The 14,406-nt window shown below is 60.6% G+C and carries 11 protein-coding genes; 2 read left to right on the top strand and 9 right to left on the bottom strand.

Translation table 11 applies throughout. The annotated features are described in order from the left end of the window. Positions 1-74 precede the first annotated feature (74 nt). Entirely contained in the window at positions 75-803 is a 729-nt protein-coding gene (locus tag EQV90_RS15380) for a carbonic anhydrase (protein WP_085985562.1), read from the top strand. 74 nt (positions 804-877) lie between these two features. Next, the gene (locus EQV90_RS15375; protein ID WP_003446481.1) at positions 878-2,401 is read left to right on the top strand and encodes a SulP family inorganic anion transporter; all 1,524 of its coding nucleotides are present in this window, start codon (positions 878-880) and stop codon (positions 2,399-2,401) included. 97 nt (positions 2,402-2,498) lie between these two features. Here EQV90_RS15375 and EQV90_RS15370 read toward each other — a convergent pair whose 3' ends face one another. From EQV90_RS15370 to EQV90_RS15330, 9 genes are all read right to left on the bottom strand, one after another. Then, positions 2,499-3,527 carry an AraC family transcriptional regulator gene (locus EQV90_RS15370; RefSeq protein ID WP_003446479.1) on the bottom strand — a complete coding sequence of 343 codons (1,029 nt, stop codon included), beginning with the start codon at positions 3,525-3,527 and terminating at the stop codon, positions 2,499-2,501. A gap of 75 nt (positions 3,528-3,602) precedes the next feature. Continuing rightward, the gene (locus EQV90_RS15365) at positions 3,603-4,778 is read right to left on the bottom strand and encodes an MFS transporter (protein WP_240878361.1); all 1,176 of its coding nucleotides are present in this window, start codon (positions 4,776-4,778) and stop codon (positions 3,603-3,605) included. Between the two features lie 28 nt (positions 4,779-4,806). Then, entirely contained in the window at positions 4,807-5,844 is a 1,038-nt protein-coding gene (locus EQV90_RS15360) for a Rieske 2Fe-2S domain-containing protein (RefSeq protein ID WP_240878360.1), read from the bottom strand. A gap of 244 nt (positions 5,845-6,088) precedes the next feature. Then, the gene (locus EQV90_RS15355) at positions 6,089-6,922 is read right to left on the bottom strand and encodes an SDR family oxidoreductase (RefSeq protein ID WP_010657366.1); all 834 of its coding nucleotides are present in this window, start codon (positions 6,920-6,922) and stop codon (positions 6,089-6,091) included. A gap of 16 nt (positions 6,923-6,938) precedes the next feature. Next, positions 6,939-7,706 carry an SDR family oxidoreductase gene (locus EQV90_RS15350; RefSeq protein WP_240878359.1) on the bottom strand — a complete coding sequence of 256 codons (768 nt, stop codon included), beginning with the start codon at positions 7,704-7,706 and terminating at the stop codon, positions 6,939-6,941. Positions 7,707-7,758: 52 nt separating this feature from the next. Further along, positions 7,759-9,009 (bottom strand): helix-turn-helix transcriptional regulator, encoded by a 1,251-nt coding sequence (locus EQV90_RS15345; RefSeq protein WP_037001908.1) that lies wholly within the window; start codon positions 9,007-9,009, stop codon positions 7,759-7,761. Between the two features lie 189 nt (positions 9,010-9,198). After that, positions 9,199-11,631 (bottom strand): efflux RND transporter permease subunit, encoded by a 2,433-nt coding sequence (locus tag EQV90_RS15340; protein WP_003446467.1) that lies wholly within the window; start codon positions 11,629-11,631, stop codon positions 9,199-9,201. Further along, positions 11,628-12,608: a YCF48-related protein gene (locus EQV90_RS15335; protein ID WP_161719719.1), complete on the bottom strand. Its 981-nt coding sequence runs from the start codon at positions 12,606-12,608 to the stop codon at positions 11,628-11,630. The genes EQV90_RS15340 and EQV90_RS15335 overlap by 4 nt, the downstream gene beginning before the upstream one ends. A 284-nt stretch (positions 12,609-12,892) precedes the next feature. After that, positions 12,893-14,248, bottom strand: a complete 1,356-nt coding sequence (locus EQV90_RS15330; RefSeq protein WP_240878358.1) for an MATE family efflux transporter — start codon at positions 14,246-14,248, stop codon at positions 12,893-12,895. Positions 14,249-14,406: the final 158 nt, after the last annotated feature.

The raw sequence follows: 14,406 nt of genomic DNA, 5'->3' as shown, positions 1-14,406 counted from the left end.
GCGCGCTAGTGTGACCGGCGAGTCACAAATGACTCGCATTAACTATTAACCCGCTCTGCCACAGAGGTTGAATGATGGATAATAAAGTCACACAGTCATCGGCTGCAGCATGTTCCCCTCCCGAAACGGAACATGCCGACGCAGCGCTTCACCTTATTGTCGAAGGTTTTTTACATTTTCATCGGGAGGTCTTTCCGCAACAGAAAGACCTGTTCAAAAAACTGGCCACGGCCCAACGACCAAGGGCAATGTTCATTGCCTGCGCAGATTCACGCATCGTCCCCGAATTAATCACCCAGAGTGCCCCCGGAGATTTGTTTGTGACCCGTAACGTCGGCAATGTCGTGCCACCTTACGGCGAGATGAACGGCGGCGTATCAACGGCCATCGAATACGCCAACCTGGCACTGGGCGTGCAGCACATCATCGTTTGCGGGCACTCCGACTGTGGCGCGATGCGCGCTGTGCTCAACCCCCGCAGCCTGGACAAAATGCCCACGGTCAAAGCCTGGTTGCGCCATGCCGAAGTTGCCAAAACCATGGTCCAGGAGAACTGTGCCTGTACCAATGAAGCCGAAGGCATGCACGCCCTCACCGAAGAAAACGTGATTGCCCAGTTGCAGCACCTGCGCACTCATCCGTCCGTGGCCTCGCGCATGGCCAACGGACAATTGTTCATCCATGGCTGGGTCTACAACATCGAAACCAGTCAGATCAAAGCCTACGACGCCGAGCGCGGCTGTTTTCTGCCTTTGGACAACCTGCAAGACATCCCTTGCGCGACCCCCAGAGCGCGCTTCTGACCCCCTCCTTGCCACCGCATTACACAGTTCAGCCAAGCCTGGATGCGCCTCAATAAACCTCAGGGAGAATCATCATGCGTGCTGCACAATTAAAAGCTGTACTGCCACGGGAGCTGCTGGCCTCGGTGGTGGTGTTTCTGGTCGCCCTGCCCTTGTGCATGGGCATTGCCATCGCCTCCGGGATGCCGCCGGCCAAAGGCCTGATCACCGGGATCATCGGCGGCCTGGTCGTCGGCTGGTTGGCCGGCTCACCGCTGCAAGTCAGTGGTCCGGCCGCCGGGTTGGCAGTCCTGGTCTTCGAGTTGGTGCGCCAGCACGGCATGGCCATGCTGGGGCCGATCCTGCTACTGGCCGGCTTTCTGCAACTGGTGGCCGGGCGTCTGCGCCTGGGATGCTGGTTCCGCGTTACGGCCCCGGCCGTGGTCTACGGCATGCTCGCCGGGATCGGGGTACTGATCGTACTGTCACAAGTGCATGTGATGCTCGACGGCGTCCCCCAACCGTCGGGGCTGGACAACCTGACTGGCTTCCCGGCCGCCGTGGCCGAGGCCATTCCCGGTCTTGGCTGGCAAGCCGGCCTGCTTGGCCTGACCACCATGCTGGTGATGTGGGCCTGGGATAAATTACGCCCGCATAAATTGCGTTTTGTCCCCGGTGCCTTGCTGGGCGTGGGCCTGACCACGGGTGCCAGCCTGCTGTTGGCCTTGCAGGTCAAGCGCGTGCAAGTCCCGGAAAACCTGGCAGACGCCATCGACTGGCTACGCCCTGCCGACCTGCTCAACCTGGCCGACCCCAGCCTGCTGGTTGCGGCGTTCGCCGTGGCGTTTATCGCCAGTGCCGAAACCCTGCTCTCGGCGGCAGCCGTTGACCGCATGCACAATGGCCAGCGCTCCGACTTCGATAAAGAACTGTCGGCGCAGGGTGTCGGCAACATGCTGTGTGGCCTGGTCGGAGCCTTGCCGATGACCGGCGTCATAGTGCGCAGTTCGGCCAATGTACAGGCAGGTGCCACGACGCGGCTTTCGGCGATGTTCCATGGCGTCTGGCTTTTGGCTTTTGTATTGCTGCTGTCCAGTGTGCTGCAAAGCATTCCGGTGGCGAGCCTGGCGGGTGTACTGGTCTATACCGGGATCAAGCTGGTGGATCTCAAGGCGTTTCGTGGTCTTGGGCGCTATGGGCGGATGCCGATGTTTACCTACGCGGCAACAGCGCTGGCGATCATCTTCAGCGACTTGCTGACCGGGGTACTGGTGGGCTTTGGTCTGACCCTGGCGAAACTGGCGTGGAAGGCATCGAGGCTCAAGATCAGCCTGATTGAACTGCCCGTGGCGGGTGAAATGGAGTTACGCCTCACCGGCGCGGCAACCTTCCTCAAGGTTCCGGCCTTGACCCAGATACTGTCGCGGGTGCCTGCCGGTAGCAGCGTGCATGTACCACTCAACAACCTGAGCTATATCGACCACTCGTGCCTGGAACTGTTTGAGGAATGGGGCCGAGCCAATGCGGCCAAGGGGTCCAGACTGATGATCGAACCACGGGGCCTCAAGCGTCGCCTGGAAGGCAGGATACGCACGACTACAGGGCTAGGCTCGGCTTAACGACAACCGCGTAGCCGATCGCAACCTGCGTAGCCGCTGACGAGCTACGCGAGGCTGCGATCGATCGATTGCACAGCGATCGATTATCCATCCGTGCCTACGCCGTCGGGGACTCCGCCCCCTGCAGAATCAGACTCCGATAATGTCCCGGATTGGTCCCCGACCATTTGCGGAACGCCTTGTAAAACGAGCTGGTTTCGGCAAAGCCCAGGCGCAGCGCAATATCGGCGAAGCTCAGTTGCGGCTCTGCCAGCCAGCCAATAGCCAGCTCCTTGCGCACACTGTCCTTTATTCCTTGCCAGGTCTGCCCTTCCTCCGCCAGACGCCGACGCAAGGTTGAAGCCGACATGCACAACCGCTGGGCCATGCCCCCGGTTTCCGGCCACTGATGCGCAGGCAATTGCCGCAAATCCTGCTTGATCTGACTGCCCAGACTTTGCGGATCACGGTACTTGACCAGGATATTGGCCGGCGCCTGGGCCAGAAAGCTCTGTAACTCCTCGGGGCTGCGCTTGATCGGGGCTGCCAGACAATCAGCGGCAAAGATCATCCGCGTACGCGGGCGGTCAAAACGCAGGTTGGCGGAGAACATCACTTCATAATCTTCGCAGTAATCAGGCGCCGCGCAGCGCAGCTCGATGGCCATGATCGGAATCCGTCGGCCCGCCAGCCAGCAGGCAACGCCATGCACGATCATCCAGTAGGTGAAGTAGGTAAAAGCGCGGCCCGACCCGGCGTCAGATTCATGCAAGACAATTTCCGCCAGGCTCTGCTGGCGTACCAGACGCGCAGGCATGCGTTCGAGCATCAACGACAGAAACCCCAGTACCAGCTCCAGCCCCTGGGCCAGGGTGGGCTGGACCATGGCCGCGCGCGACATGAACGCCAGGCTGCCATGCCTGAGCTTGCGCGGGTCCATGCCAAAGAACTCATCATCCAGGCGTCGCGCCAGCAGTCGCCACAGGCGCGCATAAACAACCGCAGGCACCCGGGCCTGCGGCTGACCGAGCAACTGCGGGTCGATCCCGACCTTATGCAGCACTTCGTCCATGGCCTTGCCCGGCGCGCAGCTCTGCAGCAGCGCCTCACGCACCAGATGAATAGAGATGGTGTCTTTGTTCAGCATTGGCCCTGATCCAAGCCCGGTGACCTTCAGATGTCAGACATCTTAAGCAGCACGGATCAAAAAGCCAGTAGTACCTTAGCCTTGTGCGGGTAGCGCCAACGGCCGCAGCGTAAGGCGACTGGCCAGTAATCCGGCAAAGGCCAGCACTGGCACCACGGCCGTGCCCAGTGCCAGCCACAACAACCCGCCAAACCCGCCGGCGACCAATTGCCCGGCAAGGGCCGGTCCGACCATCGAGCTCAGGGCGAACGCTGCCGGTACCAACATGATCGCGCGCCCGCTCGGATCCAGCCTGGCGACAGCGGCGCTCTGGTAAATACAGCCCCAGCAAAAACCCACTTCCCAGATCCAGGCCCCCAGGGCGTACATCACAAAGCCCTGGGCATAGGCCAACAACAGCAAGCCGGCACCAATCACGGCCAACACCAGCAAATGCGGCCAGCGCGACCCCAGGCGGTCACCGATCAGGGCCAGCGCCAGGGCAGCCGCGCCGCCCAGCAACTTGAGCACCGCAAACACCACCCCCATCTGCGCCGGTGCCACATCCAGCCCATGCCCCAGGCGTTCAAGAAACGCCCACAGGCCAATCTGGCCGGCGCCAAACACGAAGAAAAAGCCCAGGGCCCAATATGCCGGCACCGGGAAGCGAAAACGGCCTTGAAGGGAACTGTCTTTCGCTTGATCAACCGCGAAATCACTGCGCCCGGGCAATGCAAATGCGCTCAGGCTCAGTAACAGAATCATTGCCGCCAACACCAGCGCAGCCCCTGCGTAGTGAAAATGGGCAATCACCAGCGAGGGCAGGACAAACAGCACCAGTGCCACCAGACCGAGTTCAATGCCCTGGCGCATCCCCAAGGCCCGCTCCTTGTCAGGCATTTCGGCCATGATGCGTAACCCGAGACAGGTCATGAGCGCTGCGAAAAAACCGATCAGGGCCCACAAGGGCAACTGCGCAGCCGCAGGTAACCGCGAGGAGACGAGCAACGCCAGCGCCGCGCCCAGCGCACACCCGAAGGTCAGTGCGCGCCAGTTACAACGGTCAATAAAGCCCACGGCCACCAGGGTACCCAGCAGATAACCGGTAAAGCACACAGACCCCAGCAAGCCGATCTGGCTCGCTGCAAAGCCAAAACTATCCGCCAGTGAACCCAGCAAAATAGGCAGCGTATTGAAAGGCAAACCGCCAATGGTCGATGCCAGACTCGCGGCCAGCATAAACACCAGCGTTTTGCGTTGATTCAACATCATTGGCAGTGCCCTTCCCTGAGCTGATCAATCAGCGTTGATCAACGGTCGTGATTTCACGGCGTTCGGCCATGCTCGCCGGCACGCCGGCCTCATCGGTGAAGAACTGCTGATACCACTCGCGCAGCTGATACACAGGGCCGTCGCCCTCGGCCAGAACCGGATTATTGACCCGGACTTTGTGGGTCCAGATATCAACGTCCTGATAGAACGAATCGCGGTTACGCTGCACATAATCCAGCGCCAGCGCTTCGTTTTGCGCATCGCTCCAGCCCGGGAATTTTTTCACCATGCAGCCAAAACGCAGTTCAAAACTGTTGGGGCCGATCGGCACGTGGCAGTTGAGCAGAATGGACTTGATTTCCTGACCGTCGAACATGGCGCGCATGCGGGTCAGGTGAGTAGCCGGGCCGTAATAGGCCGACTCCGCCACCAGATCCCCGCCCAGGCGCTCGGAGTCGCCATGGAAAATCTGCTCGGCAATATGCCCCTGGAAAACGTTGTGGAAATACTTGGTCGGCGTGCCGTGCACCGGGCCGAAATGCTGGGCATCCACCAGGTTGTCGACCAACTCGCGAGGATTGGTGTCGATGATCATCTTGTCCAGATGCCAGCTGTGCAGCCACTCATCGCTGTCCATTTCCGGCAGGTGCGGAATCACCACATCTTCAGCGGGCGGCTTGCCTTCCGGGTTGTTCCAGACAAACAGCAGCTTGTTCACTTCACAGGTCAGCCAGGCGCGGGTTTTGGCCTTGGGCGGGATACGCTTGCAATACGGGATCTCGACACATTTCCCGCTGGCTTCGTACTGCCAATGGTGAAAAGGACAGACCACACGGTCGTTCTCGATAGTGCCCTGGGACAGGTCGGCACCCATGTGCGGGCAATGGGCGTCGAGCACACTGATCTCGCCCTTGGAGGTGGCGTAGGCCAGCAGGCGGGAGCCGAAGATGTTCAGGGTATGTAATTTTCCATCACGGTATTCATCCGCCTCGCCCAGGCAATGCCATCCCCGGCCAAAGCGCGGAGCTAACGCATTCTCGACGTGGATTTCAGCGAGTTTAGTCATTTTTATTATTCCTCAGGTTAGGGACCAGGACGCGTGCCTGATTGATCTTCACCGAGGCGGGAGGCGGGCTCATCGTTCAGATGGACTAGAGACAGGACTTGCACAAATCCTCTGGGTGCCCGGCTTGCAGGCGATGCAGGCAACCGGCCAAGGCACAGACAGCCCGCCGATCCTGTGGCGGGGCAAGCCCGCTCCTGCAGAGTGCAGCCATGAAAATGCACAACCCCTGCAGGAGCCCGGCGTGTCAGCGCCAGTCGGCAACTATCCCGTGCTCACGGGCAAACGGCTGGCAGTGAATGGTTTGACGCTGGTAATCGCGCGCGGCTTCGTCAGTCGCCAACCACAGCATCACCGCCGCCGGAACCTCTGGCGGCGCAGAGCCGGCGCGCAGGGCAATCACGCCTTTATCGCCAATGGTTGCGCGCAGCGCCTCAGTGGTCACAACCCCGGGGTTGAGGGTGTAAGCCCGTATCCCCTGCTCACCCAGCTCCACCGACAAAATACCCGACAGCCGCGACACCGCAGCCTTGCCTGCACCATAGGCATAGCCCCAGCCACCCTTGCCGGCAGCCACTGGAGGGTCGGTTTCTCCGGCCCCGGAAGTGACGTTGATCACCACCCCGCCACCCTGCTCCAGCATTTTCCCGACCACCGCCCGGGTCAGCAAAAACGGGGTCAGCACATAGCCCTGAAACACCCGCTGCAAGGTCTCGGGCTGCAACTCCATAAAGGGCGAGTTGAGGTCGCTGCCCTGGTAAATCGCATTGTTGACCAGCACATCCACCCGGCCATATTCGGCAAACACCGCCTCACTGGCGGCCAGTACCGAGTCACTGTCGAGCAGATCCATGGGCACCACCAGAACCTTGCACCCCAGTTCGCGAATCTCTGCCGCGGTGCCGTTCAGACTGCCAGGCAGTGCCGTGCCGTCCGGGTTGCGCAAGCCGTGCACATGACTTTCACCTTCATCCAGACTGCGCGCGCTAATGGCCAGATCAAAACCTGCACGGGCGAATGCCAGAGCTGTTTCACGCCCGATGCCACGGCTGGCGCCGGTAATAAATGCCACTTTGTTCATAGGGGTTCCTCAAAAATCAGAAGCGTTGCGCACGCACCATCGCGTCCATACCACCATCGACAAAGATCACGCTGCCGGTGACAAAGCTGGCCTGCTGCGACTGCAAAAACGCCACCACCCGGGCGATTTCCTCGGGATGACCGGCGCGCCCCAATGGCGCAACAAAATCACTCACCGCCTTGCCAAACCGCGGGTCATCCTTGGCTGCCTGATGCAGCGGAGTCTCGACGGCTCCAGGGGCAACCACATTCAAACGGATTCCCTGCCTGGCCCATTGCACCGATTTGCGCCGGGCCTCACAGGTCACCGCGTACTTGGAGCTGGCATAGGCCACATGCGGCTGGCCGAGGGCATCGGCCAGTTGCAGGGCCTGCGCTTCGTCAGCGGCGAGCAGCGCAGCAACCATTGGCTGCTGATCGGCACCGGGCTGGGTGGCCGCCACTGAACCTATCACCAGCGCCGCCGGGTTCTCGCCCTTGGCCAACGCATCGGCCAGGCCGTCAAGCAATTCACTGACGCCAAAATAGTTCACCGCCAGCACCAGGCTGCTGGAAGACGCGGTAACGCCCAGTCCGGCACAGCACACCAGCCCGTCAAGCACACCGCCAGACTGTTCAAGCACCTGGGCCACTGCCGCCCGGCGCCCGTCACGGGTGGACAGGTCGGCGACCACCTCGGCATTGGCCCGGTCAATTCCGATGATGCGGTGCCCCGCAGCCCGCAATTGCGCACACAAGGCGGCGCCGATCCCGGAAGCGGAACCGCTGACAGCTGTAACTGGCATAAGACTTTCCTTGATAATGCAGGCTCACCGCGAGCCTGACTGACGTGAGTGCTTAAGCGCTTTTACGAACGGGCCGCGCCAACTGCGGCGCCGGTACAATCACCGACTCATCCCCCCGCAAGGCGCACTTGGGCTTTCCCAGCGCGACCACGCTGTTCAGCAGAATCCTTACCAGCTCGGTCTGACGGCGCACACCGGTTTTGGAAAAGATCGAGCGCAAGTGTGCCCGCGCGGTGTTGCGCCGGATGTTCAGGTTCTCGGCCGCTTCTTCCAGGGACAAGCCGTTCGCCAGCTCCATGGCCAGCGCGGTTTCGGCCTTGGTCAGGTTGAACAATTGCTTGGTCACCACTTCGCTGGCCAGGGACTTGCCCACCGAATCGCGGATATAGATCACCGCCGCCGGCTTGCTCTTGCCCTCAGCCCATTCCAGCGATGGAATCGCCTCCACCACCAGGCCCAGGCTGACCTGACCCGAAGGCCGGGTCACGGACATGGCATCGGCGGTCAACCCGCCCTCGCGTACTTCGGGGCTGAACGCGTGTTTGACCAGACGCTGCAATTCGCGGTTGTCGCTGGGATAGGTGGCCTCCAGTCGGCCGCCCACCAGTTTCAGGCCATCGGCGCTTTTAAGGATTTCTTCGGCCACCGGGTTAAGGCGCAGCACCTTGCCGGTCTCGTCGAGCACAATGGTCGCCACCGACAGCCGGCTGATGGCCTGGGCATAAAGCTCGCTCATGGACTCACTGCGGTCCAGCAGATTGTGCAGGTGCAGGGCGCGGCGCAAATGGGGCAAAAACATGCCGCACAGGGCACGTTCCGCAGTGGAAAATCTGGGCGAGGTTTTAGGCCGGGTGATCCGGAAACGCAGCTTGCCGCCGTCCGGGGTGGAGATGTCGGCGCCCATCACGTGATACACGTTTTGCGGCCCGCAATAGGCTTTGAAATAGGCAGAGTGGGTCCAGTCCGACTCACTCATCAGGTCCTCGACGGTGAATACCTGGTCCAGGGCCTGGCCGGCAAAAGGCGTGTTGGTCTGGGGGTACGTCTGGTAGGTCAGCTCACCCTCGCCTTCGATGTCACCCGCCACAATCATCAACCCCAGGTCCGGTTGATCCGGCACCCGCAGAATCAGCGTCGCATAGTTGGCAGCAAACATTTCACGCACGGCGCACAGGGTACGGCCCATGACCTTAGGGTCCAGCGCTCCATCATAAAACCTGCCGATCATTTGATCGTAATCGGACAAATCCAGTCCCAGACTGGTCAGGGTTTGGTGATTCAGGGTCACTGTATCCACGGACATTTCCTCGCATTGGGCCAGATTCAAAGACCTGCCCTCATTATTGTTTTTATGACTAGCGACTTGCCTTTGCGCAGAAGCGGGATGCTCCGTCAACCCTGCGCAAAAGCGGGATGCTCCGTCAACCCTGCGCAAAAGCGACTCAGTATTTCTTTATGTTGACCGGCATACAAGCCCGGCCAACCCTCTATTTCAACGGTTTGACTGATCCTTGGCAGACACGCTCTGCTTGAGCGGGTAATGCCCGGCATGGGCCTGTGGTTCAACCACAGTCCTGACCTTGACCAGCGGCCGTCCCAGGTTGAACCAGGCAGCCAGGGCCGGCAGCAGGAAGATCGCCCCCAGCACGTTGACCAGGAACATAAAGGACAGCAGCACGCCCATGTCAGCCTGGAACTTGAGCGGCGCAAAAGCCCAGGTACACACACCGATGGACATGGTCAGTGCGGTAAATACGGCTGCCGTACCACGTTGGCACATGGCCTGGTAAAACGCATTGCGCAGATCTTTGCCGTCAGCCATTTCATGGGCTATGCGCTCGTACAGATAAATCCCGTAATCGACCCCCACCCCGACTCCCAGCGCCATTACCGGCAGGGTTGCGACTTTCAGGCCTATGCCCAGGGTCGCCATCAGGGCGTTGCACAGAATGGCCACGATCGCCAACGGCACCAGAATGCACAGCACCGCACGAAACGAGCCGAAGGTCAGCCAGCAAAACAGCGCCACCGAACCGAACAGGGCGGCGAGCATCACCACTTCGGCCTGTTTCACCGCCTCGTTGGAAGCCGCCATCACCCCCACATTGCCGCCGGCCATCAGGAACTGCACTTCAGGGGTTTGCAGGCCGGCAATGATGCGCTGGGTTTCCTTGACCACATGACTGACGGTCGCCCCCTCATGATCGGTCAGGAACACCAGAATCTGCATGCGCTGACAACCTTCGGTCACCAGTCCGTCGTCCGGCATATAGGCCCGTGCGCCCTGGCTCAAACCGCGCTCGGAGCCCGGAATGGCCGACCAGCGCGGGTTGCCTTCGTTGTTGCCGGCAATCACGTTCTTGCCCATGCCGGCCACGCTCTGCACCGACTGCACCCCGGGCACGCTGCGCATCTGGAAGTCGAACGACTCGATCGCGCGCATCACCTGCGGCGCCAGACAGCCTTCTTCAATGCCTTTGACCTGAACAAACACCGACATCACATCCAGGCCGATGGAGTAACTGTTAATGATTTTCTGGTTGTCCTGGTTGTAGCGTGAATCGGCGCGCAACTCCGGAGCCCCGACGCCGATATCGCCCACGGCCAGATCCCGCGCCTTGTAGGCACCCACACCCAGCAGCAACAGGCTGATGACAAACACCGCCAGCGCCGGTTTGGGCTCGGCCAGTGCCGACAGCCGCCACCACAGTGCATGCTTGCCCCCGGCAGCCTTGAGCCCCTGGGCCAGAGCGCGGGGTTCGAGCTTCAGATAAGAAAGGATGATCGGCAGCATCAACTTGTTGGTGATGATCATCAGCATCACGCCGATACAGGCAGTCACCCCCAACTCATGGACGATGGGAATATCGATCAGCATGATCACGCCAAAGCCCAGTGCGTTCATCAGCAACGCCAGCGAGCCGGGAATGAAAATCTTGCAAAATGCACTGTGGGCCGCCTGTACCGAAGGGCTGCCGGCCAGCACGTCCTGCTTCCAGGCATTGGTCATCTGCACCGCGTGGGACACGCCAATGGAGAAAATCAGGAACGGCACCAGAATCGACATCGGATCGATCCCCAGCCCCAGCAAAGGCAGCAGGCCCAGCAGCCACACCACCGGCAGCAAAGCCACCACCAGCGCCACCAGCGTCAGGCGCCAGGAGCGGGAATACAGCCACAGCATCAAGCCGGTGATCACAAAGGCAATCACGAAGAAGCTGATTACCGTGGTCAAACCTTCAATCACATCCCCCACCAGCTTGGCGAAGCCGACAATATTGATCTCGATATCATCGTTGCTGTATTTGGCGCGAATGTCCTCCAGCCGCTTGGCGACCTCGGCATAGGACACCGGCTTGCCGGTTTGCGGGTCCAGGTCCTGCAAGTCGGCACGTACCATCGATGACTTCAGGTCATTGGCCACCAGCCGCCCGATCTGCCCCGAGCGGGCAATATTGCTGCGAACCTGGGCCAGGTCTTCGCCAGACCCGGTAAAACGCGGCGGCACCACCACATCCCCGAAGAAGCCTTCTTCGGTGATTTCGATATAGCGCACATTGGCGGTAAACAACGAGGTAACACTGGCGCGGCTGACGCCGTTGATAAAGAACACGTCGCCGGTGACTTTGTTGAGGGTGTCGAGGTACTCGCGATTATAGATATCGCCCTCACCTTTCCACTTCACGCTGACCAGAAAACGGTTGGCACCGGTGAAGTACTGACTGAAATTGAGGAAATTGACCATGAACTCGTTGCGCACCGGGATTTGCTTGTTAAAGCCCGGATCGAGCTGAGTGTGGGTGGCGCTGTAGCCCAGGGCCAGGGTCAGCAACACAAACAGTGCCAGCAACCCCTTGCGCCAGGCGATCAACAGGTCGGCGGTACGCTCGACGACGCGGTCAACTGCAGATTTAGCCGTGCTCATTTGGCATCTCCCAACGCAGCAACGCTGCCATCAGTGCCCTGGAATACCCCGCGCTCACCGCCCACCAGCAACCGCTGTGAGCCCACTAGCACCGCCGAGGTCAAGGTGCCCAGGCCGGGCAAGCGGCTGGCACTGACTAAATGGCCATTGCCATCCAGACGCACCACGGAACTGCCCGCGCCAACTATCAACAGCCCGCCGCCGTTGGGCAACAGGGCATGGCCATAGAGCGGCAACTGATTGCCCACCGCCACCGGATCCCAGCTCTGACCAAAGTTCTGGCTGACAAAGACATGCCCGCGCATGCCGTAGGTTACCCAGCGGTCGGGGCTCAAACGCACCACGCCAAACAGTGACCCGTTATAGAACGCGGGCAGTTTCTGCCAATTGCGCCCGCCATCGTCGCTGCGCATCACCAGACCCTGCTCGCCCACCAGCATCCGCCGGCCATCCGCGCCGCCGTCCATGCCGTTCAGGTGGGCACTGTCGACTTCCAGCGGCTGGGCTTGCCAGGTACGGCCGTCATCATCGGACTGGTAAAACTTGCCAAAACTGCCGAACGCCAGCACGTGCTTGCCTCCGGCATTCCAGATTCCCAGCAAAGGCTCGGCGACTTCATCGTCGTGACGCACTTCAGTCCAGTTCGCGCCCCCGTCTGCGGAACGCAAAATCCAGCCATCATGGCCGACAGCCAACAGCGTCTTGTCCGACAGCTGCACCAGCGCGGTGAGGGTCAAGTCACGTTGCGGCTTGACCACGGCGGACTGCCAGGACAAACCCTGGTCGTCGCTGAGCAGAATATTGCCGCGCTCACCCACAGCCACCACGCGCTGATCGAGGTACAGCATGCCGTTGATCTGCAGACGATCGGGACGCAACTGAGCAGAGGCGACAACGGGTGCAGGATGGGGAGTGAAGGTGAAAACGACGGTTGCCGCGACAATCAGGCAAACCAGATAGCCGATCATTGCACGCATGGTCGAAGCCTCGCTGCACGATTCAGTTGCTGGGCAGAGTTCATGCAGCCAGTCCTCTTTTTATTATCGTGGATGCTCTGACTACCTCGGCGGCGAGGTGCCTAGAACCTGCCTTCGATCTTCGGACTGGTGGGTCACGGGCACATCGTCCAAATGGCCTAGCCCGGACGGCCTGACTTGCCTCTCTATGTATCTGCATATGTACATATCTGCAGGAGCGGGCTTTAAAATGGCCAACAGCTCGCGAGGCAAGCTCGCTCCTACAGGGTTTCAGGGGTACGGGTTCAGACCAAACGCTGTATCTGCTTATGCCGCCATACCAGACGGTAATACGCCGTCTGCAATCCCAGCATCGCCAGGTAGGTGACCGGGAACGCCATCCACACCCCTTCCAGGCCGTAGTGGGCATTGAGGGCATAGGCCACCGGCAGTTCGATGCACAACACGCAGAAAATCGTGATGCCCATGGGCACCAGCACCACGCCGCTGGCACGCATGATGCCGCCAATCACAGCCTGGAAACCGAACACCAGAATGCTCCAGAGCATGATGTGCAACAGGTGCTCGGCCCGAATCCGCGCATCGACATCGGTAATGAACAGCCCCAGCAGCCAGTCCGACAACACATAGCCCAGCACGATCAGAGCGCCGGTCAGGCACAGGTTGATCAGCATGCCGGTACGCAGGATCGGCCCGATACGCTCGTTGCGCCCTGCCCCGATTGCCTGGGCCCCGAGAATCGACGCCGTGATGGCAATCGACAGCGCCGGAAACTGCACGTAATTGACGATCTGGGTCACCGCGCCATAGGCGGCTGTGGCCTGGGAGCCGTGGCTGTTGACCAGCGCCAGAATCACCAGCTCCGAGAGCGACAACACCACCATCTGTACCCCGGTGGGCAAACCGATGCGCAGCACCTTGCCGAGAATTTCCCGGTTCAGGCGCAGCGCGGCCCACAGCTCGCGGTCCGGTGCCATCACACTGTTTTTATGACGCAGGCGATAGCCCAGAAACAGCATGGCCAACAGGTTGCCCACCAGACCGGCCAGTGCAGCGCTCTGAATACCCATGGGCGCCAGCCCGACCCAGCCCTTGATCAAGGCGGGGGTCAGCAGCAGGCCCACCGCGGTGGATACCATCAGCGCCAGCAACGGCGACAGGGTATCGCTCACCCCGCGCAGCAGTTGGGTGAACAGAATGAACACCATCAGCAAGGGCAGGATCAGCATCATTACCTGGGCATAACCGACGGCTTCATCCAGCACATCGGCCGGAGTGCCCAACGCCTGCATGGCAGGTCGTGCAAACACGCTGCCGAGCACTGCAGCGATCAGCCCGACCAGCGCACCGAGGGTCAATGTGGCCCCGGTGATCTGCTTCACCATGGACGTCTCGCCGGCCCCCCAGGCCTGACCGATGAGCACCGAAGCCCCGGCGCCCAGACCAATCACCAGAGCGATAAAGAAAAACAGCACGGGAAACATTCCCGACACCGCTGCCAGTGCGTGAGTGCCCAGCATCTGCCCGATATAGATTCCGTTAAGGGTGCCGGAAAACCCCTGCAGGAAGTTGGACAGCACCATAGGCGCCAGGAAGATCAGATAGATCTGCCACAGCGGCCTTTGTGAAGGGGTTTGCATAACGGATTGTCCTTATTGAAAAGCCATAAGGCGTTATACCCCACAGGTCGCAAAAAGCGTTACCAAACATGTCCCCCATCACAGCCTGCGTTCTCTGTAGGAGCGAGCTTGCTCGCGAGCTCTGTGTCGCTCCGTGGAAAAGCTCGCGAGGCAAGCTC

The sequence above is a fragment of the Pseudomonas sp. TMW22089 genome (assembly GCF_022496645.1).
In the GTDB taxonomy this organism is placed as follows: Bacteria; Pseudomonadota; Gammaproteobacteria; order Pseudomonadales; family Pseudomonadaceae; genus Aquipseudomonas; species Aquipseudomonas paraversuta.
This window is presented reverse-complemented; position numbering and strand designations above follow the sequence as displayed.